Origin of the sequence: Sphingobium bisphenolivorans, assembly GCF_000412635.1 — a bacterium.
Classification (GTDB): Bacteria; Pseudomonadota; Alphaproteobacteria; order Sphingomonadales; family Sphingomonadaceae; genus Sphingobium; species Sphingobium bisphenolivorans.
Genome location: NZ_ASTG01000010.1, coordinates 55,352 through 72,888 on the forward strand (window position 1 = coordinate 55,352; position 17,537 = coordinate 72,888).

General features: G+C 63.9%; 20 protein-coding genes. 15 read left to right on the forward strand and 5 right to left on the reverse strand.

The window, feature by feature from the left end:
- Nucleotides 1–138: 138 nt before the first annotated feature.
- The 7 genes from L858_RS0109060 to L858_RS0109090 all read left to right on the forward strand — a co-directional run bounded on the left by L858_RS0109060 (nucleotide 139) and on the right by L858_RS0109090 (nucleotide 6,521).
- Nucleotides 139–1,581: an efflux transporter outer membrane subunit gene (locus tag L858_RS0109060; RefSeq protein WP_022682831.1), complete on the forward strand. Its 1,443-nt coding sequence runs from the start codon at nucleotides 139–141 to the stop codon at nucleotides 1,579–1,581.
- Nucleotides 1,578–3,038 (forward strand): efflux RND transporter periplasmic adaptor subunit, encoded by a 1,461-nt coding sequence (locus L858_RS19905; RefSeq protein ID WP_022682832.1) that lies wholly within the window; start codon nucleotides 1,578–1,580, stop codon nucleotides 3,036–3,038. Before L858_RS0109060 ends, L858_RS19905 begins: the two co-directional genes overlap by 4 nt.
- 4 nt (nucleotides 3,039–3,042) lie before the next feature.
- Nucleotides 3,043–3,744, forward strand: coding sequence for an ABC transporter ATP-binding protein (locus L858_RS0109070; protein WP_028055970.1), 702 nt, complete (start codon nucleotides 3,043–3,045; stop codon nucleotides 3,742–3,744).
- A 187-nt stretch (nucleotides 3,745–3,931) separates the two neighbouring features.
- The gene (locus tag L858_RS0109075) at nucleotides 3,932–5,137 is read left to right on the forward strand and encodes an ABC transporter permease (RefSeq protein ID WP_022682834.1); all 1,206 of its coding nucleotides are present in this window, start codon (nucleotides 3,932–3,934) and stop codon (nucleotides 5,135–5,137) included.
- A 106-nt stretch (nucleotides 5,138–5,243) separates the two neighbouring features.
- Nucleotides 5,244–5,399, forward strand: a complete 156-nt coding sequence (locus L858_RS21955; RefSeq protein ID WP_022682835.1) for a hypothetical protein — start codon at nucleotides 5,244–5,246, stop codon at nucleotides 5,397–5,399.
- A 226-nt stretch (nucleotides 5,400–5,625) separates the two neighbouring features.
- Nucleotides 5,626–5,997 (forward strand): RcnB family protein, encoded by a 372-nt coding sequence (locus L858_RS0109085; protein WP_028055971.1) that lies wholly within the window; start codon nucleotides 5,626–5,628, stop codon nucleotides 5,995–5,997.
- Between the two features lie 122 nt (nucleotides 5,998–6,119).
- Nucleotides 6,120–6,521, forward strand: a complete 402-nt coding sequence (locus L858_RS0109090; RefSeq protein WP_022682837.1) for a BLUF domain-containing protein — start codon at nucleotides 6,120–6,122, stop codon at nucleotides 6,519–6,521.
- Here L858_RS0109090 and L858_RS0109095 read toward each other — a convergent pair.
- Entirely contained in the window at nucleotides 6,518–7,921 is a 1,404-nt protein-coding gene (locus L858_RS0109095; protein WP_022682838.1) for a GntP family permease, read from the reverse strand. The genes L858_RS0109090 and L858_RS0109095 overlap by 4 nt on opposite strands.
- A gap of 277 nt (nucleotides 7,922–8,198) precedes the next feature.
- Between L858_RS0109095 and rpsF the strand changes: the two genes are divergently transcribed.
- The 5 genes from rpsF (at nucleotide 8,199) to L858_RS0109120 (ending at nucleotide 12,420) form a co-directional block, all read left to right on the forward strand.
- Nucleotides 8,199–8,624 (forward strand): 30S ribosomal protein S6, encoded by a 426-nt coding sequence (gene rpsF / locus L858_RS0109100; RefSeq protein WP_022682839.1) that lies wholly within the window; start codon nucleotides 8,199–8,201, stop codon nucleotides 8,622–8,624.
- A 13-nt stretch (nucleotides 8,625–8,637) separates the two neighbouring features.
- Complete coding sequence (rpsR, locus tag L858_RS0109105) at nucleotides 8,638–8,862, forward strand: 30S ribosomal protein S18 (RefSeq protein WP_004212076.1); 225 nt, start codon at nucleotides 8,638–8,640, stop codon at nucleotides 8,860–8,862.
- Nucleotides 8,863–8,875: 13 nt separating this feature from the next.
- On the forward strand, nucleotides 8,876–9,472 hold the full coding sequence (gene rplI, locus L858_RS0109110; RefSeq protein ID WP_022682840.1) for a 50S ribosomal protein L9: 597 nt from the start codon (nucleotides 8,876–8,878) through the stop codon (nucleotides 9,470–9,472).
- A 1,003-nt stretch (nucleotides 9,473–10,475) separates the two neighbouring features.
- A complete protein-coding gene (gene lgt / locus L858_RS0109115) occupies nucleotides 10,476–11,342 on the forward strand; it encodes a prolipoprotein diacylglyceryl transferase (RefSeq protein WP_022682841.1) in 867 nt (288 codons plus the stop codon).
- A complete protein-coding gene (locus tag L858_RS0109120) occupies nucleotides 11,332–12,420 on the forward strand; it encodes a class I SAM-dependent methyltransferase (protein ID WP_022682842.1) in 1,089 nt (362 codons plus the stop codon). The genes lgt and L858_RS0109120 overlap by 11 nt, the downstream gene beginning before the upstream one ends.
- Here L858_RS0109120 and gmk read toward each other — a convergent pair.
- From gmk to L858_RS0109140, 4 genes are all read right to left on the reverse strand, one after another.
- Nucleotides 12,408–13,073 carry a guanylate kinase gene (gene gmk, locus L858_RS0109125; RefSeq protein WP_028055973.1) on the reverse strand — a complete coding sequence of 222 codons (666 nt, stop codon included), beginning with the start codon at nucleotides 13,071–13,073 and terminating at the stop codon, nucleotides 12,408–12,410. The genes L858_RS0109120 and gmk overlap by 13 nt on opposite strands.
- A 69-nt stretch (nucleotides 13,074–13,142) precedes the next feature.
- Nucleotides 13,143–13,484, reverse strand: coding sequence for a hypothetical protein (locus tag L858_RS0109130; RefSeq protein ID WP_022682844.1), 342 nt, complete (start codon nucleotides 13,482–13,484; stop codon nucleotides 13,143–13,145).
- A gap of 48 nt (nucleotides 13,485–13,532) precedes the next feature.
- On the reverse strand, nucleotides 13,533–14,918 hold the full coding sequence (gene fumC, locus L858_RS0109135; protein ID WP_022682845.1) for a class II fumarate hydratase: 1,386 nt from the start codon (nucleotides 14,916–14,918) through the stop codon (nucleotides 13,533–13,535).
- 68 nt (nucleotides 14,919–14,986) lie between these two features.
- Nucleotides 14,987–15,463: an SspB family protein gene (locus L858_RS0109140; protein ID WP_022682846.1), complete on the reverse strand. Its 477-nt coding sequence runs from the start codon at nucleotides 15,461–15,463 to the stop codon at nucleotides 14,987–14,989.
- Between the two features lie 84 nt (nucleotides 15,464–15,547).
- On the opposite strand from L858_RS0109140, the gene hisB reads away from it, so the two are divergent.
- From hisB to hisA, 3 genes are read left to right on the forward strand one after another with little or no spacing between them, the layout of a single operon-like run.
- Complete coding sequence (gene hisB / locus L858_RS0109145) at nucleotides 15,548–16,135, forward strand: imidazoleglycerol-phosphate dehydratase HisB (RefSeq protein WP_022682847.1); 588 nt, start codon at nucleotides 15,548–15,550, stop codon at nucleotides 16,133–16,135.
- On the forward strand, nucleotides 16,132–16,749 hold the full coding sequence (hisH, locus tag L858_RS0109150; RefSeq protein WP_022682848.1) for an imidazole glycerol phosphate synthase subunit HisH: 618 nt from the start codon (nucleotides 16,132–16,134) through the stop codon (nucleotides 16,747–16,749). Before hisB ends, hisH begins: the two co-directional genes overlap by 4 nt.
- A gap of 29 nt (nucleotides 16,750–16,778) precedes the next feature.
- Complete coding sequence (gene hisA, locus L858_RS0109155; protein ID WP_028055974.1) at nucleotides 16,779–17,516, forward strand: 1-(5-phosphoribosyl)-5-[(5-phosphoribosylamino)methylideneamino]imidazole-4-carboxamide isomerase; 738 nt, start codon at nucleotides 16,779–16,781, stop codon at nucleotides 17,514–17,516.
- The last annotated feature ends 21 nt before the right edge of the window (nucleotides 17,517–17,537 follow it).

The window sequence follows — 17,537 nt, forward strand, 5'->3', positions numbered from 1 at the left end:
CGCAATTTATCAAAGCCGTTACACTTTGAGACACAAATGCCGTTGAGGCATCCGGGCTGTTCCGGCAGTTCTCCCCCACTGGACCAGCCCGCCTGAACAGTGGCGGCTCCTTTAACGACGACGGAGTGCAAGGAAAAGGTGCGATATCGTCTGGCATGGATCACGGGAACGACGCTGGCCCTGTCCGCCTGCGCGGCCGGCCCGGATTATCGTCCTCCAGCATCGGCGGCTCTCGGCGTCCCTGCCGCCTACAGCCAGGGCAGCGGCGCACCGATCAGCGAAGCCGAGCTTGCCAGCTGGTGGACGCGCCTTAACGACCCGACGCTCAGCGGCCTTGTCGAGCGAGCGGTCGCCAACAATCTCGACATCGTCCAGGCGCAGGCGCGGCTGCGGCAGGCACGGGAGTCTCTGCGCCAGGCCAATGCGGCGTTCCTGCCGCAACTCAGCGGCTCGGCGAACGCCGGCAAAAATTATCGCAGCCAGGCCGGCGGCAGCCGCGTCGAGAATGGCGTTGTGGTTCCCACCGGCGGCAGCAACTGGTCCAACAGCTATTCCCTCGCCGCCAACGCCAGCTGGCAGCTGGACCTGTTCGGCGAACTTTCCCGATCGGCCGAGGCCGCCCGCGCCGATCTTGCGGCATCGGGCTATGATCTCGCCAATGTCCGCGCGACGATCATTTCCGAACTTGTCACCAACTATGTTCAGGCGCGCCTGGCGCAGGAACAATTGCGCGTTGCCCGCGAAACCCAGGCGGTTCAGCGGGACAATTACAATATCGCCAACTGGCGGCTACAGGCCGGCCTCGTCTCCTCCCTGGACGAGCAGCAGGCGAAGGCGCAATTGGCTCAGACCAATGCCGCCATCCCGCAGCTGGAGGCGAGCCTGCGCGGCAGCCTGAACCGCATCGCCGTCCTGACCGGACAGGCGCCCGGTGAGGCCACCCTTATGCTCGAAACGCCCGCGCCCCTCCCGACGGCCTCAACGCAGATCGCCACGGGCATCCCGGCCGACACGCTACGCCAGCGCCCGGACGTTCGCTCGGCCGAGCGCGCGCTCGCGGCCGCCACCGCGCGGATCGGCGTGGCGCAGGCGCAACTCTACCCATCGCTCGGCATCAGCGGAAACATCGGCACCACCTCCAACAGCTTCAAGGATCTGTTCAGCCTCATCACCGGCGGCGTCTTCGCCAATATCGCGCAGGTGATCTTCGACGGCGGCCGCCTCGCCTCTCAGGTCCGCTCGCAACGGGCTGCCACCGACGCCGCCTTCGCCGCCTACAAGCAGACCGTGCTGACCGGCCTTGAAGATGTCGAAAATGCGATGGCCTCGCTGACCAACGCCCGTGCCCGCAAGGCGGAATTCACCACCGCCTACGACGCGTCCAACAATGCGGCGATCCTCGCCCGCACCCAATATCAGGCGGGGCTGATCGATTTCCAGACCCTCTCGCAGACCGAAAACACCCTTCTGAACGCGCGCAACAGCCTTGCCGCCGCGCGGTCTGATGAGGTCCTCGCCATCGCCCAGCTTTACAATGCTCTGGGCGGCGGCTGGCAGAATATGGAAAACCGCCCGCAATGAGCAATGATGTGACGACGGATCAGGACCTGAACGACTTTCTGGGCGAGAAGCCCCGCAAGCCTTGGCGCAAATGGATCGTCCGAGGTGCCGTCGGCGTAGCGCTGCTCATCCTCATCCTTCTGATAGCGCGCTGTTTCGGCGGCGATGACACACCTAATTATGCCACGCGGGAAGCGCGGACCGGCGATCTTACCGTCTCCGTTTCGGCCACCGGCAACCTCAAGCCCGTCAACCAGGTCGATGTCGGCTCTGAACAGTCGGGCAAGATCACGGCCGTCTATGTCGATGTGAACGATCGGGTGACCAAGGGGCAGAAGCTCGCCGAACTCGACACAAGGCGTCTCATCGATACCATCAGTCAGAACCGGGCGCAGGTTGCCTCTTCTCAGGCCGGCGTGGCGCAGGCGCAGGCGCAGGCGGCGCTCGCCAAGGCCACGCTCGACCGGCAGCTCAATGTCTATCGACTCTCGGGCGGCCGCGTTCCCGCGAAGACCGAGCTGGACACGGCCCGCGCCGATTACAGCTCGGCGCTTGCCAATCTCCGCTCGGCCCAGGCGCAGGTCCGCGTTTCCCAGGCGCAATTGTCCACGGCCCAGACCAATCTTTCCATCGCGCAGATCGTCTCGCCGGTGACGGGCGTCGTCCTCTCCCGCGACATCGAGCCGGGACAGACAGTCGCCGCCTCGCTCAACGCGCCGGTCCTCTTCACCATCGCTGAAGATCTGACGCAGATGGAAGTCGAAGTCTCGGTCGACGAGGCCGATGTCGGGCAGGTTAAGGAAGGGCAGACCGCCAATTTCTCGGTCGATGCCTTCCCTGGCCGCACCTTCCCGGCTCGCGTGACGCGGGTGAATGTCGGATCGAACAGCGCCAGCAGCAGCTCCTCTTCCTCCTCATCGGGCAGCAGCACGGCGAGCAGCACCAGCGGCACGGTCGTCGCCTATACGGCGGTGCTGTCGGTCGACAACAAGGACGAAATCCTGCGCCCGGGCATGACGGCGACCGCCGACATCGTGACGCAGGAGCTTCGCAACGCCCTGCTGGTCCCCAACAGCGCCCTGCGTTTCAAGCCCAGCGCCGGCAACAAGGATGGCGGCATCACCAGCCAGATCGTTCCCGGCCCGCGCCGCTTCCGCCGCGGCAACCAACGCCAGGTGAGCTTCGGCATCGGCAGCAGCCAGACCGTCTATATCATCGGGCCGGACGGCAACCCGAAGGCGGTGCAGGTCATTGTCGGCGCCAGCGACGGCGCCCGCACGGCGATAACGGGCGGCGACCTAAAGGCCGGCATGCGCGTCATCACCGGCCAGCTCGCCGCCGGGCAGCAGGCCCCGGCCGAAGACCAGAATGGCGATGGCGCCCCTTCCCGCGACCGCAGCCGTTCCCCCGGCGGCGCGCCCCCGTCGCAGGGCCGGAACACCGAATCGCGCGGCACCGCCCGGCAGAGTGGAACCTGACGCCGTGCCAAGCGACCCGATCATCTCCCTGCGCGGCGTGACCAAAATATACGGTTCCGGCCCGACCGCGTTCCAGGCGCTGAAAGGCATCGACCTCGACATTGCGCAGGGCGACTTCGTGGCGGTCATGGGGCCGTCCGGGTCCGGCAAGTCCACGACGATGAACATATTGGGCTGCCTTGATGTCCCTTCCGGCGGAGAGTTCCTCTTCAAGGGCCGTCATGTCGAAACGCTCGACCGCGACCAGCGCGCGCTGCTGCGCCGCCGCTATCTCGGTTTCGTCTTCCAGGGCTTTAACCTTCTCTCCCGCACCACGGCGCTCGAGAATGTGGAGCTCCCCCTCCTCTACCGGGGCGAGGACAAGAAGGCCCGCTACGATTCCGGCATGGCCGCTCTCGACAAGGTCGGCCTGAAAGATTGGTGGGACCACACGCCCGCCGAACTTTCCGGCGGCCAGCAGCAGCGCGTCGCCATCGCCCGCGCCATCGTGACACAGCCCGACGTGCTGCTCGCCGACGAACCGACCGGCAATCTCGATTCGGAACGCTCGATCGAGATCATGGAGTTGCTGACCGACCTTAACCGCAACAGCGGCATCACCGTGCTGATGGTCACGCACGAACCCGATATGGCCGCCTATGCGCGCACCATCGTGCATTTCAAGGACGGCCATGTCGAACGCATCGAGGAAGGGGTGAGCGCGTGAAGACTGCGTCCTCCCACCCTTCTCCCTTGATGGGAGAAGGATACGAAGCCTTGCTCGCGCAGCGAGTTAGGCGAAGTTGGATGAGGGTGAGAGGCTGTGCGTCCACACCTCACCCAGCTCCGACTAGGCGGCAAAGCCGCCAAGCCTTCGCAACCCTCTCCCACAAGGGGAGAGGGAGAGCCATTGCATGCTAGGCACCACCGTCATCCTCGCCTTCCGCGCGATCAACCGGCACAAGCTGCGCAGCTTCCTGACGACGCTCGGCATCATCATCGGCGTCGCGGCGGTCGTCACCATGGTGACGCTGGGCAACGGCGCCACCGCGGCGGTGCGGGAGCAGATCAGTTCGCTGGGCGCCAACGTCCTGCAATTGCGCCCCGGCCAGGGTTTCGGTCGTGGCGGCGGCGGCCCGCGCCCGCCAGACTTCAAGCAGGCCGACCTTGCCGTCATCGAAAACCAGCTGACCGGCGTGCGCGCGGTCGCGCCGATGGTCCAGTCCAGCGGAACCGCCATTTATGAGGGCAGCAACTGGTCCACCACCGTCTACGGCACCACCGCCGCCTATTTCGAGGTGCAGAGCTGGAAGGCCGACACCGGCCGCCTCTTCATGCCGGAGGAGGAGGAAGCGGGGAAGCCGGTCTGCATCATCGGCAACACCGTGCGCACCAACCTCTTTCAGGGCAACGACCCCGTCGGCAAGCGGATGCGCATCAAGGGCGTCTCCTGCCAGGTGATCGGCGCGCTCGCCACGCGCGGCCAGGGCGGTTTCGGCGACCAGGACGATGTCGTCGTCATGCCGATCAAGTTCGTCCAGCGCCGCTTCACCGGCGACCGCGACATCAGCCAGATCATGGTCGCGGTGGACGACGCCTATGATACCAGCACCGTCCAGGCGAGCCTTGAGGAACTGATGCGCGAACGCCGCAAGGTAAAGCCGGGCGCCGAGGATAATTTCAACGTCTTCGACACCAAGCAGATCAGCGACACCTTGACCGGCACCACCACCATCCTCACGCAGATCGTCGCGGCGGTGGCGGCGATCTCGCTGCTCGTCGGGGGCATCGGCATCATGAACATCATGTTGGTGTCGGTGACGGAGCGGACCCGCGAGATCGGCATCCGCCTCGCTATCGGCGCGGTCGCGCGCGAGGTGCTGATGCAGTTTCTGGTGGAGGCGATCGTCTTGTCCTGCCTCGGGGGCCTGATCGGCCTGCTGCTGGCGCTGATCGCGTCCATCGCCATCGCGCCGCTGATGCAGGTCCCCTTCATCTTCGACGTGAAGGTCAACGCGATCGCCTTCCTCTTCTCGGCCGCGATCGGCGTCGTCTTCGGCTATTTCCCCGCACGCCGCGCCGCCGCGCTCAACCCCATCGACGCGCTGCGCCACGAGTGAGGCGTTACATTTTCCGACATTTGCCATAGGAACGCGGCACAAAGCTGCGACAGATGCTCCCTAATCCCCTCCCATCGCGCCAGCCCGGCGCCGGAGGTAGCATCTCATGAAAGCCATCGCCCTTAGCCTCACCGGCAGCTTGCTGCTCCTCGGCATCATTCTCACGCCCTTCACCTTGACTCAGGCACCGATCCTTGAAGGGAAGGACCACCCGATCTTGCTCAAGCGGATGGTCGTCACAGCGACCGCCCTTCCCCGCTGATCGTCCGCCAGATCGCACCAGCAGCCCCGGAAACCCCCGGGCTTTTCCTTGTCTCGCCCAAGCCACTCAAATCGGCAAATTTCTGAACAGCGGTTCAGCCTGAATCGGCCTCCGTTACAATTTCCGACATTGCTCCATCGCCCTTGGCACAAGCCTGCGACAATTGCGCCCTATCTCTGTCTTCAACGCCGGACAGCGGCAGATGATTTGAAGAAGGAGTATGAAGATGTTCAAGAAATTCCTGATGGCCCTGACCACCGCCAGCCTGGTCGCCAGCCCGATGGTCGCCGCTCAGGCGCAGGCCGCCGCGCACCGCGAGGTTCACCAGACGGTGAAGCAGGGCCCGCACGGCCGCACCGTGACCCGCACGACCGTGATCCGGAAGGATGACCGGCGCGACAATCATCGCCGCTGGGCCAAGGGTCAGCGTTTCGACCGCCGCTATGCGAGCAACTACCGCGTGATCGACAATTATCGCGGCTACCGCCTGAACTCCCCGCCGCGTGGCTATCATTGGGTCCGCTCGGGCAATGACGCGGTGCTGGTCGCAATCGCCAGCGGCATCATCGCCACCGTCATGGCCGGCGCGATCCGCTAAAGCTCAGCCGCCCCGGGATGCTCTTCCCGGGGCGTTTCATGATCGAGGTTAATCATGAAAAATAAAGGCTCACGGGAGCATAGAGGTACCAGAGCGGCTCAAGTCAGTTCACAGGAAACCTCATGCCCCTTCACCAGATCATGTATATCAGCAGCGCGCATAGCCCTGTGACCGCGACCCAGTGCGCCGCCATCGCCCGCGCCGCCGCAGAGCGGAACAGCGCGGAGGATGTGACCGGCCTGCTCCTCTTCAACAGCAGGCGCTTCCTCCAGGTGCTCGAAGGCCCGAGGGAAGCGGTCCAGCGCATCTACGAACGGATATCGAACGACGGCCGGCATTGCGCCATCGTCAAGCTGCGCGAGGGCGAAGTGGAAGCGCGCGAATTCGGCCATTGGGCGATGGCCTTCGATGATCCCTTCCGTCCGTCGCAATCGCTCAAGGAAAAGGTCGCTGCCCTGCTCGAGCGGGCTGGCGCGTCGACCCGCGCCCATTTCATCGGCACCGCCGAAATGCACCGCGACTAGACCAGTCCCGTCAGATAATAGACCGCAATCACCAGGAAGACCGTCAGCGTCTTGATCAGCGTCAGGGCGAAAATATCCTTATAGGCCTGCCGGTGCGTCAGCCCGGTCACGGCGAGCAGCGTGATGATCGCCCCATTGTGCGGCAGGCTGTCCATGCCGCCGCTCGCCATCGATGCGACGCGATGCAGAACCTCGCGCGGGATACCGGCCGCGTCGCCCGCCGCGGCGAACTGCTCGGCCATGGCGGCGAGAGCGATGGAAAGCCCGCCGGAAGCCGAGCCGGTGATCCCCGCCAGCGACGTGATCGTCACCGCCTCGTTGACCAGAGGGTCAGGCACGGCGCGCAAGGCTTCCTTGATGGCCAGAAATCCCGGCAGCGCCGCGATCACCCCGCCGAACCCATATTCGACCGCCGTGTTCATGCCGGCGAGCAAGGCGCCGCCCACGGCTGCTTTCGATCCTTCGGCAAACCCCCGTGCCACTGCCGGGAAAGCGAACAGCAGGATGGTCGCGATCCCCATCAGCAGCGCCCCCTCCACCGCCCAGAGCGCCGCCACCTGCGCCACCTTCACGACGACCGGTTCGGACAAGCCGATGAGGGAGACGCTGATCTCATCCCCGCTCACCCACCGCGGGATCATCATCGTCAGAACCAGATTGCCGACACCCACGACAAGCAGCGGCAGCAAAGCCACGACCGGACGCACCCGGCCCGCCGCCTCGCTGACCGGAGCAGGCTCGTTAACCAGCGTCTCAGGCGCGCCATAGCCCTCACCACCCGCCATCAGCGAACGCTTGCGCCAGCCGAGATAGGTCAGACCCAATCCCATGATGCAGGCCGATCCGATCAGCCCCAGCATCGGCGCAGCCCAGGTCGTCGTGCCGAAGAAGCTGCTCGGGATGATATTCTGGATCTGCGGCGTGCCCGGCATCGCATCCATCGTGAAGGTGATCGCGCCCAAACCGATGGTCGCGGGCACCAGCCGCTTGGGAACATCGCCCTGCCGGAACATCTCGGCAGCGAAAGGATAAACGGCAAAGACCGCGACGAACACCGACACGCCGCCATAGGTCAGCAGCGCGGTCACCAGCATGATCGCCGGGATGGCGTGCTGCGCGCCGACCAGCCCCGTGACGGCCGTGACGATGGCTCGCGAAAAGCCGGAAATCTCTATCAGCTTGCCGAACAGCGCGCCGAGCAGAAAGACGGGAAAATAGAGATTCAGGAAGGTGCCGACCTTCTCCATGAAGAGGCCTGAGAATAGCGCAGGAACGGCGGAAGGGTCGGTCAGGAACACCGCCAGCATGGCGAGCAGCGGCGCCATCAGGATGACGCTCATGCCCCGATAGGCCGCGATCATCAGCAGAATGAGCGACAGCGCCGCGATCCCGACCGCCATGTGGTAACCCCTCCGTCCGGGCTGAGCGAAGTCGAAGCCCTCTGCTGAACCTAGTGAAGTGCCTTCCGCGCCGAGGCAAGCCCTCCGACTTCTCTCAGGGGAAAGACAAAAGGACTGCCCTCTCCCTTGCCTTCATCCCACATTTCCGCCATAGGCGCCGCTTCGCCCGGCCCCGAGGTGACTCGCGGTCGTGCGGATGAATGCTTGAGACGACAGCCGGAGGGGCGTTCCACATGGGGTGGGCGTCAGCGATCGGCCAACAGATGAGGCAATATCCATGGCTCTTTACGAGCATGTGTTCCTTGCGCGCCAAGACCTGGCACAGGCGCAGGTGGACGCGCTGGCGGAAACCGCCACCAAGATCGTTGAGGAAAATGCTGGCAAGGTGACCAAGGTGGAAACCTGGGGCCTGCGCAGCCTCGCGTACAAGATCGCCAAGAACCGCAAGGCTCACTATGTGATGCTGAACATCGACGCCCCCGCCGGTGTCGTTGCGGAACTGGAGCGCCAGACCCAGATCAACGAAGACATCATCCGCTACATGACCATCAAGGTCGATGAGCTGGAAACCGGCCCGTCGGTCATGATGCGCAAGCAGGAACGCGCCGAGCGTGGTCCGCGCGGCGATCGTGGTGACCGCGGTGATCGTGGGGGCGATCGTGGCCCGCGCCGTGAGCGCGAAGAAGCCCCGGCCGCCGAATAAGGAGATCTGAAACATGGCACGCCCGTTTTTCCGCCGCCGCAAGAGCTGCCCCTTCGCCGCCAAGGATGCGCCGAAGATCGATTATAAGGACGTCCGTCTGCTCCAGGGCTTCGTGTCCGAGCGCGGCAAGATCGTCCCCAGCCGCATCACCGCGGTTTCCGCCAAGAAGCAGCGTGAGCTGGCCCAGGCCATCAAGCGCGCCCGTCATCTGGGCCTGCTGCCCTACATCGTGAAGTAAGGGAGAAAGACCCATGGAAATCATTCTCCTTGAGCGCATCGAAAAGCTGGGCGCCATCGGTGACGTCGTCACCGTGAAGGATGGCTATGCGCGCAACTTCCTTCTTCCCAACAAGAAGGCCCTGCGCTCGAACGCCGCCAACAAGAAGGTCTTCGAAGCCAACCGCGCGAAGATTGAAGCCGACAACGCCGCCCGCCGTGGCGACGCTGAAAAGGCTGCCGAAGGCGTCAACGGCAAGCAGATCGTCCTGATCCGCCAGTCTTCCAACGCCGGCCACCTCTACGGTTCGGTCGCCGTCCGCGACGTCGTGGAAGCGCTGCACGCCGATGGCGTCAACAACGTCACCAAGGCTATGGTCGTGCTGGAACGCCCGATCAAGACGCTCGGCGTGTTCGACGTCAAGGTTGCGCTGCACCCCGAAGTCGCGGTGACAATCACCGTGAACGTCGCCCGCTCGCCCGAAGAGGCCGAGCTTCAGGCGCAGGGCGTCGACGTGATGGCCGACCTGTTCGAAAAGGACGAGGCGGGCTTCACCGAAGACTATGATCCGAACGCGGAACCGGGCGAAATCGCCGTGGAAGCCGAAGAAGCCCCGGCCGAAGAAGCCTGAGTTTCCCGACGGAACCAGAGAGAAGCCGCCCCTGACCGGGCGGCTTTTTTCGTTGGTGAGGCCGCCAACGCCCGGGATGGGTGGATTGCGGTCAGGCAGGTCCCGAACGAGCATAGTGGAAAGCGGACACAAAAGCTGGCAGTAATCGGGCATGAAGCACGATCGCCTTTGCGCCATAGGGCATAACCTAGCTGACTCCATGGCTAGCGGTTTAGGGTTCGTGATCGGCTATTTATCCCATGGATATCTTTGGCGAAGCGGCTTCCACTCCCATGGGTGTGATTGAGGTTGACTTCCTCAACGGACATATCCTGCGGGGCGAGGCATCAGATAGCTTGCAAGCCGCTGCCGCGCACTATGCAGAGGCCCTTCCGGAGTTTTGTCGTGCTAACGGGGCAGACCCTGCGGACTTCGAGAATTTGTCCGCAACATTCGACTCAACCGCGCTCGAACGCCGGGTTGTCCTTAAGTTAACAGACCGTCGCGGGCGAAGCTCGACTACGGAATATGTGGGAGTCCCGCTTAAACGTCTGCGAGTGCTGGATAGTCTAGGACGCATTAGGACGACCCCAAGGCGAGCAGGGTTGGCAAGCTAAAGAGCGTCAGATTTTAAGGCATCATTGGGAACATTGAGGCGTCAAGAAGTGGTCGTTAGCGTCCGTCATCATTTTTGCCGCTCCTGCGCGGACGCGATGCACATGAATGTGCTTTGGCAGCCACAGGCTTCTGGAAAAAATGTCCTATTTCTCCAACAAGCCGCAGTCCACCCTGTCCTATTTCACACGGCCCAGCCTATCCTCAACTCCTCTTTGAAACGTCGGGTATGTCACGCCCGCGCGCACACGCGCGCCCGGGCATGCGCGCGCATACACTGTGAACTTCGGGGTCAAACCCGCGCTTTTCCGCCATTTTTGTTACCGCACTTCGATTTCGGCCTTGCCCCTTTCCTACATGCCCCAACCTGCTCTATGGCGGTGCCGATTGTCCCAAGGGGAACGACATCTTGATCCTTGACCTCGCCGCCGCCGCTTCGAGCGCCATTCGTTTCGATCAACTCGGCCTCAGTCCGGTCGCTCTCGACCTCGGCTTCTTTACGCTGAAATGGTACAGCCTCGCCTATCTGGCCGGCATCCTGATCGGCTACTGGTATCTGCTGAAGCTGATCGCGCAGCCCGGTTCCCCCATGGCGCGGCGTCATGCCGACGACATGATCTTCTATGCGACGCTCGGCATCATCATCGGCGGGCGGCTCGCCTACGTCTTCTTCTACCAGCCCGAAATCCTCGCGCACCCCTTGGACATCTTCAAGCTGTGGAATGGCGGCATGTCCTTCCATGGCGGCGCTGCGGGCGTGTCGCTCGGCATCCTCTACATGGCCCGCAAGGAAAAGCTGAGCTGGCTGCGCATCCATGACTATGTCGCCTGCTGCGTGCCCTTTGGCCTTTTCTTCGGGCGGTTAGCGAATTTCGTGAACGGAGAGTTGTGGGGCAAGGAAACCGACGTGCCCTGGGCGATCGTTTTCCCGACCGGGGGGCCCTTCCCGCGCCACCCGAGCCAGCTTTATGAGGCGGTTCTCGAAGGCATCCTGCTCTTCGCCATCCTCTCCTTCGCCTTCTGGAAGACGCGCGCGCGCTATCAGCCGGGCATGCTCGTCGGCCTGTTCCTGCTCGGCTACGGCGCCTTCCGCTTCGGTGTCGAATATGTCCGCGAGGCCGACGCGCAGCTGATGGAGTTCGCCGCGCGCACCGGCCTGCACATGGGCCAGTGGCTCTGCCTGCCGATGATCCTTGGCGGCATCTATCTGATCGCCACGGCCAAGGGCCGCCGCGTCCGCGTCGAACCCATAGCAGGCAGCGCGAGTGTCAGCTGAGCCGCTGACAGTGGCAGAGCGGCTTGGCCGGCAGATAGAATCGGGCGGGCCGATTTCGGTTGCCCATTATATGGCCGAGGCGAACCAGCATTATTACGGCACGCGCGACCCGCTCGGCGCGGCCGGCGATTTCACGACCGCCCCGGAAATCAGCCAGATGTTCGGAGAGTTGGTGGGCCTTTGCCTCGCCGACGTCTGGATGCGATCGGGCAGCCGCGCCGAGGCTTGCTATGTGGAGTTGGGTCCCGGCCGCGGCACTCTGGCGTCGGACGCGCTCCGCGCCATGGGCAGCGCCTCGCTCTCGCCCCGCGTCCATTTTGTCGAGACGAGCCCATCCCTGCGCGAGAGACAGCGGGCGGCAGTGCCACACGTCTTTCACCACGATGCCATATCCACGCTGCCGGACCAAGGGCCACTGCTGGTCGTCGCCAACGAGTTTTTCGATGCGCTTCCCGTCAGGCAGATGGTGCGCATCGGGCAGGAATGGCGCGAGCGGGTAGTCGTCCGCCCCGACCCGGAGCAGCCGACGCGCTTCGCTCCCATGCCGGGCTATCGGCGCGTTGAATCAGGAATACCGACGCTCACCGCAGAACCAGAGGAAGGGGCGATCCTGGAGGTCCCCCTCGCCGGCACCGCCATCGCCCTCGAGTTGGCTCACCGGATAGGCAGGCAGGGCGGCGCCGCCATCATCATCGACTATGGCTATGAAGGGCCAGCAGTCGGCGACACGCTACAGGCCGTCAGGGCGCACCAGTTTGCCGACCCATTTCTGGAGCCGGGTGAGAGCGATCTCACCACCCATGTCGATTTCACGATGATCGGCAATATGGCGCGGCAGGCGGGCCTGCGGGTGCTGGGACCGATCGGCCAGGGCGACTATCTGCGCCAACTCGGCATCGACGCTCGCGCCGCGCAACTGAGCCGCACCACCCCGGCCCGCGCGGTGGAGGTCGAGGCGGCTCGCGAACGGCTGACCGCTGGCGATGCTATGGGCACGCTGTTCAAGGCGATGGCGTGGGTTCATCCCGACTGGGCCGACCCGGCAGGCTTCGAGCAGCAGGCTGCTCAATCTTCCTGATGGTAGCGGCTGAGCTTGCGGATGAAGCCAATAAGGCCAGTCTGCCGACTGCGCTTCATCCGCTCGGCATGCAGGATCGTCTGAACTCTCTGGAAGCAATCCTCCGCATCCACATTGCACAGCACATAGTCGTAGCCGTCCCAATGCGCGATCTCGTTGGCCGCGCGGGACATGCGTCCCTCGATCACTTCTTCGCTATCGGTGTTCCGGCCGCGCAGGCGCCGCTCCAGTTCCTCCATCGACGGAGGCAGGATGAAAACGCGTACCACGTCGCCACCCGCGATCTGGTGCAACTGCTGCGCGCCCTGCCAGTCGATATCGAACAGCACGTCGCGGCCCGACTTCAGCATCGCCTCGACGGGCGCGCGCGGCGTGCCGTAGCGCTGGCCGAAAACGTGCGCCCATTCCAGAAATTCGTGATCGGCCGTCATCCGCCGGAACTCTTCCAGATCGACGAAATGATAATCCTTGCCCTCCACCTCTCCGGGCCGCATCGGCCGCGTCGTCGCGGATACCGACATGGCAAGATCAGGCTCGGCCGCCAGAAGCTTGCGCGCGATGGTGGATTTACCCGCGCCCGAAGGCGAAGAAAGGACAAAAAGGACGCCACGGCGCTTGAAGTCCGGCGTCTCGACGGGGATGCTGTCGGCCATGAGCGCTAGTGACCCCATGGATCGAATTTGGCAAGAGGCTCTCGCAACGGCCGCCCTGAACGGCGTGCCTCAGCTCGTCTGAGCCTTGGACGTTTCATCGATCAGAATGGCATCGGGGCTTTCGTCCGTCAGCGCCTTTGTAGCGCGCTTCCGGTCCACCTCCCGCTTCGCCTCATAGACTTTACCTGCCATATAGGCACCGGTTACGAACAGCGCCCCAGCGGGATGGCGCATGATCAGACGCTTGGCGCCAAGGCCCGCAACCAGACCGATCACGCCCTTCTTGCCGGTAGCGGCCGCCACGCGGGCAGCGACGACAGCCGCGCCCAGGCGCGCGGTCTTGCGCAGCAGACCCGCCTTGCGCGGAGGACGGACAGTGATCAGCGGTTCGCCGGAGATTTTCTTGCTCATGACGGATTAATGTACCGCATGTCGGCAGGTTCCGCTACGTTGATCAAATCAGACCATATCTTGAGGCCGCACCAAGCGATCGAAGGTTGCGTCGTCCACCAGCCCAAGCTGCAACCCCGCCTCCCGCAGGGTCAAGCCCTGGGCATGGGCGTGCTTGGCGATCTTCGCGGCATTGTCATAGCCGATCTCCGGCGCGAGCGCAGTCACCAGCATGAGCGAGCGCTCGAGCAGATCGGCGATCCGCGCCTCATTTGCCTCCAGCCCATCGACGCAGCGCTCGGCAAAACTGTCCATGCCGACGCTCAGAAGATGGACGGAGCGCAGCACCGCAGCGCCGATCATCGGCTTGAAGACATTGAGTTCCAGATGCCCCTGCAAGCCGCCGATCGTCACCGCCTGATGATTGCCGATCACCTGCGCCGCCACCATCGTCAGCATCTCGCACTGGGTCGGGTTTACCTTGCCCGGCATGATCGAACTGCCCGGCTCATTGGCCGGAAGGTCAAGCTCCCCGAGGCCGGATCGCGGCCCGCTGCCGAGAAGACGGATGTCGTTGGCGATCTTGGTCAATGCCACCGCCAGCGTCGCCAGGGTGGAGGACAGGTGAACCAGCGGGTCGTTCGACGCCAGCGCCTCGAACTTGTTGTCGGCGGAGCGGAAAGGAAGGCCGGTAAGCGCGGCGATTTCCTTTGCCACCGCAACGTCGAAGCCCTTCGGCGCGTTGAGCCCCGTGCCGACCGCGGTGCCCCCTTGCGCAAGCGCCGTCATGCCATGCAGCGTCGCGGGCTCGATCCGCTTGCGTGCGCGATAAAGCTGGTGGACGTAGCCGGAAAATTCCTGCCCCAAGGTCAGGGGTGTGGCGTCCTGCAAGTGGGTGCGGCCGATCTTGACGACGGCGTTCCATGCCTTCGCCTTCGCGGCGAGTGCGTCGTGCAGGCGATCGAGCGCAGGAAAGAGCGCGTCGGTCACCGCTCGCGCCGCCGCAATGTGGAGAGCCGTCGGGAAGCTGTCGTTGGACGACTGGCCCATATTCACATGATCGTTGGGATGGACGGGGCTCTTGCCACCACGCCTGCCGGTCAGCGCTTCGTTGGCGATGCCGGCGATCACCTCATTGACGTTCATGTTGCTTTGCGTGCCGCTGCCCGTCTGCCAGATTACCAGCGGGAACTGATCGTCATGGCGGCCCGAAACCACCTCGGCCGCTGCCACTTCAATCGCATCGGCGATGCCACCGTCCAGCCCATGCTGGCGGTTCACCCGCGCCGCCGCCTGCTTCACGACGGCAAGCGCATGGACGATGCCGATCGGCATCCGCTCATTGGCGCCGAACGGGAAATTTTCGATGCTGCGCTGGGTCTGCGCGCCCCAATAGGCGTTGGCTGGCACCTCTATGGCGCCGATGCTGTCGGTTTCCGTCCGGGTATCGCTCAAGGCAGCCACTCCCTCTTGCCTGCGGAGTGCCGCTTATCTGGGAACCGTCTGCTCCCGATACCAGAGGCTTATTTCTTCTTGCCGAAATCCACCGTCACGACGTTCGAGCCGTCCTCGGCCGTCACCTGCGGCGCGTCATTTTCCGCCTCTTCATGCGGTTCGGGCGCGATGTCGGTCTGCGCCTGAAACTGAAGGGCGAAATTCACCGCCGGATCGACAAAGGCGGTGATCGCCGCGAAGGGGATCGTGAGATGCGCCGCGACCTGATTGAAGGTGAGGCTGACGCCGAACTGGTCTTCGCTGACCTTCAGGTCCCAGAATTTATTCTGGAGTACGATCGTCATCTCATCGGGAAACCGCTCGACCAGATGGCGGGGAATATCCACGCCCACCGCCTGCGTCTTGAAGGTGATATAGAAATGATGCGCGCCGGGAAGGCCCCCGGACCGCTCTATTTCGCGCAATACCCGGCCGACCACAGCACGCAGTGCCTCCTGCACGATCTCATCGTAGGGAATCAGGCTGTCGGGCAAATCTTCACTCATGGGGCAATGTCCTAACGGCGCGGTGGCGCTGGTCAAGTGTGGGACGCATTGCAACCCCCGTCCACTTCGCTATAGGGCGCTGGCATGCGCACGGCCGACATTCACCGCAACACGGCGGAAACCCAAATCGACGTGACCGTCAATCTGGACGGCAGCGGCGTCTACACCGTTTCGACGGGCATCGGCTTCCTTGATCATATGATCGAGCAGCTTTCCCGCCATTCGCTGATCGACATGACTGTCAAGACGGTCGGCGACCTGCATGTCGACCAGCATCACACCACCGAAGACACTGCGATCGCCATTGGCGAGGCTGTCGCGAAGGCGCTCGGCGACAAGCGGGGCATATCCCGCTATGGCACGGCTTACGCCCCCATGGACGAGACGCTGACGCGCGTGTCGCTCGATATTTCCGGGCGGCCGTGGCTGGTGTTCAAGGCGCCTTTCACCGTGCAGCGGCTCGGCGAATGGGATACAGAGCTGATCGAGCATTGGTTCCACAGCTTCGCGCAGGCGGCTGGGATCACACTGCACGTCGAAAATCTCTACGGCAGCAATAATCACCATGTGGTGGAAAGCTGCTTCAAGGGCCTCGCCCGCGCGCTTCGGCAGGCGGTGGAGATCGACCCGCGCAAGGCCGACGCCATCCCATCGACCAAGGGGATGCTGTGACCGCGCTCGCGCTCATCGATTACGGCGCGGGCAACCTTCATTCGGTTCACAATGCCCTGCGCAAGGCGGGAGCGAGCGACGTCAGCATTACCGCAGACGCTGACGTCGTCGCGAAAGCCGATCGCATCGTGCTGCCTGGCGTGGGCGCGTTCAAGGCGTGCCGCGACGCGCTGGTCGCCATTCCCGGTATGGTCGAGGCCATGACGGACAGCGTGAACACGCGCGGAACACCTTTCCTCGGTGTCTGTGTAGGGATGCAATTGCTGGCCGAAGCTGGCGAGGAATTCGGGCGTCACGAAGGGCTTGGCTGGATACCGGGAACGGTCAGGCTGATCGAGCCTGCCGATCCGGCCATCAAGGTACCGCACATGGGCTGGAACGATGTCACGCTTCGTCGCCCTTCCCCGCTGCTTATGCCGGGCGAAGCCTATTTCCTGCACAGCTATCATTTCGAGGCGGCGCAGGAAGAGCATGTCGCGGCGGTAACCGAGCATGGCGAAACGCTGGTCGCCGCGGTTGCCCGCGACACCATCATCGGATGCCAGTTCCACCCGGAAAAGAGCCAGAGCTACGGCCTTTCCTTCCTCTCCCGTTTTCTGGAATGGCGCCCCTGAACCCGCCTCTCCTTCGTTCGGATGTTGATATGAGCCTGATCGTTTTTCCTGCCATCGACCTTAAAGGCGGCCAGGTCGTGCGCCTTGCCGAAGGCGACATGAACCGCGCGACCGTCTATGGCGACAATCCCGCCGCGCAGGCTCTGCTGTTCGCCGAGGCCGGCGCGCAGCATCTTCATGTGGTCGATCTGGACGGCAGCTTCGCGGGCCATGCGGTGAATGCCGATGCGGTCGAGGCGATCGTCAAAGCCTTTCCCGGTCATGTTCAGCTCGGCGGCGGCATCCGCAACCGCGAGGCGGTCGAGCGCTGGTTCGACCTTGGCGTGTCGCGCATCGTCATCGGGACCGCTGCGCTTAAGGACCCGGCTTTCGTCAAGGCTGCGGCGCGCGACTTCCCCGGCGGCATCGTCGTGGCCGTCGATGCGCGGGATGGATTTGTCGCGACCGACGGGTGGGCCGAGAAGTCGGACATGCCGGTCGCCGATCTCGCGCGCCGGTTCGAGGATGCTGGTGTCGCAAGCCTGTTGTTCACGGATGTCGGCCGGGATGGGCTGCTGAAGGGCTGCAACATCGAGGCCACAGTCGATCTTGCGCGCACCACCGACATTCCCGTGATCGCCAGCGGCGGGGTGGCAGGGGTCGCCGATATCCGGGTGCTCAGCCTCCACGCCGACGAAGGGATTGAAGGCGTCATCACTGGCCGGGCGCTCTATGATGGGCGGCTCGACCTCAAGACCGCGCTGGCCATTGCACAGGCAGCGGCCTGACGGCGCTAAGATAGGCGAAGC

Excerpts from the sequence above, each read along its gene's own strand:
- L858_RS0109085 (WP_028055971.1), top strand. The coding sequence starts at position 5,626 with ATGTTCAAGAAATTCCTGATGGCCCTGACCACCGCCAGCCTGGTCGCC.
- L858_RS0109130 (WP_022682844.1), bottom strand. The coding sequence starts at position 13,484 with ATGAGCAAGAAAATCTCCGGCGAACCGCTGATCACTGTCCGTCCTCCG.
- L858_RS0109075 (WP_022682834.1), top strand. The coding sequence starts at position 3,932 with ATGCTAGGCACCACCGTCATCCTCGCCTTCCGCGCGATCAACCGGCAC.
- L858_RS0109090 (WP_022682837.1), top strand. The coding sequence starts at position 6,120 with ATGCCCCTTCACCAGATCATGTATATCAGCAGCGCGCATAGCCCTGTG.
- L858_RS21955 (WP_022682835.1), top strand. The coding sequence starts at position 5,244 with ATGAAAGCCATCGCCCTTAGCCTCACCGGCAGCTTGCTGCTCCTCGGC.
- rplI (WP_022682840.1), top strand. The coding sequence starts at position 8,876 with ATGGAAATCATTCTCCTTGAGCGCATCGAAAAGCTGGGCGCCATCGGT.
- L858_RS0109095 (WP_022682838.1), bottom strand. The coding sequence starts at position 7,921 with ATGGCGGTCGGGATCGCGGCGCTGTCGCTCATTCTGCTGATGATCGCG.
- gmk (WP_028055973.1), bottom strand. The coding sequence starts at position 13,073 with ATGGCCGACAGCATCCCCGTCGAGACGCCGGACTTCAAGCGCCGTGGC.
- L858_RS0109140 (WP_022682846.1), bottom strand. The coding sequence starts at position 15,463 with ATGAGTGAAGATTTGCCCGACAGCCTGATTCCCTACGATGAGATCGTG.
- rpsR (WP_004212076.1), top strand. The coding sequence starts at position 8,638 with ATGGCACGCCCGTTTTTCCGCCGCCGCAAGAGCTGCCCCTTCGCCGCC.
- hisB (WP_022682847.1), top strand. The coding sequence starts at position 15,548 with ATGCGCACGGCCGACATTCACCGCAACACGGCGGAAACCCAAATCGAC.
- rpsF (WP_022682839.1), top strand. The coding sequence starts at position 8,199 with ATGGCTCTTTACGAGCATGTGTTCCTTGCGCGCCAAGACCTGGCACAG.
- hisA (WP_028055974.1), top strand. The coding sequence starts at position 16,779 with ATGAGCCTGATCGTTTTTCCTGCCATCGACCTTAAAGGCGGCCAGGTC.
- L858_RS19905 (WP_022682832.1), top strand. The coding sequence starts at position 1,578 with ATGAGCAATGATGTGACGACGGATCAGGACCTGAACGACTTTCTGGGC.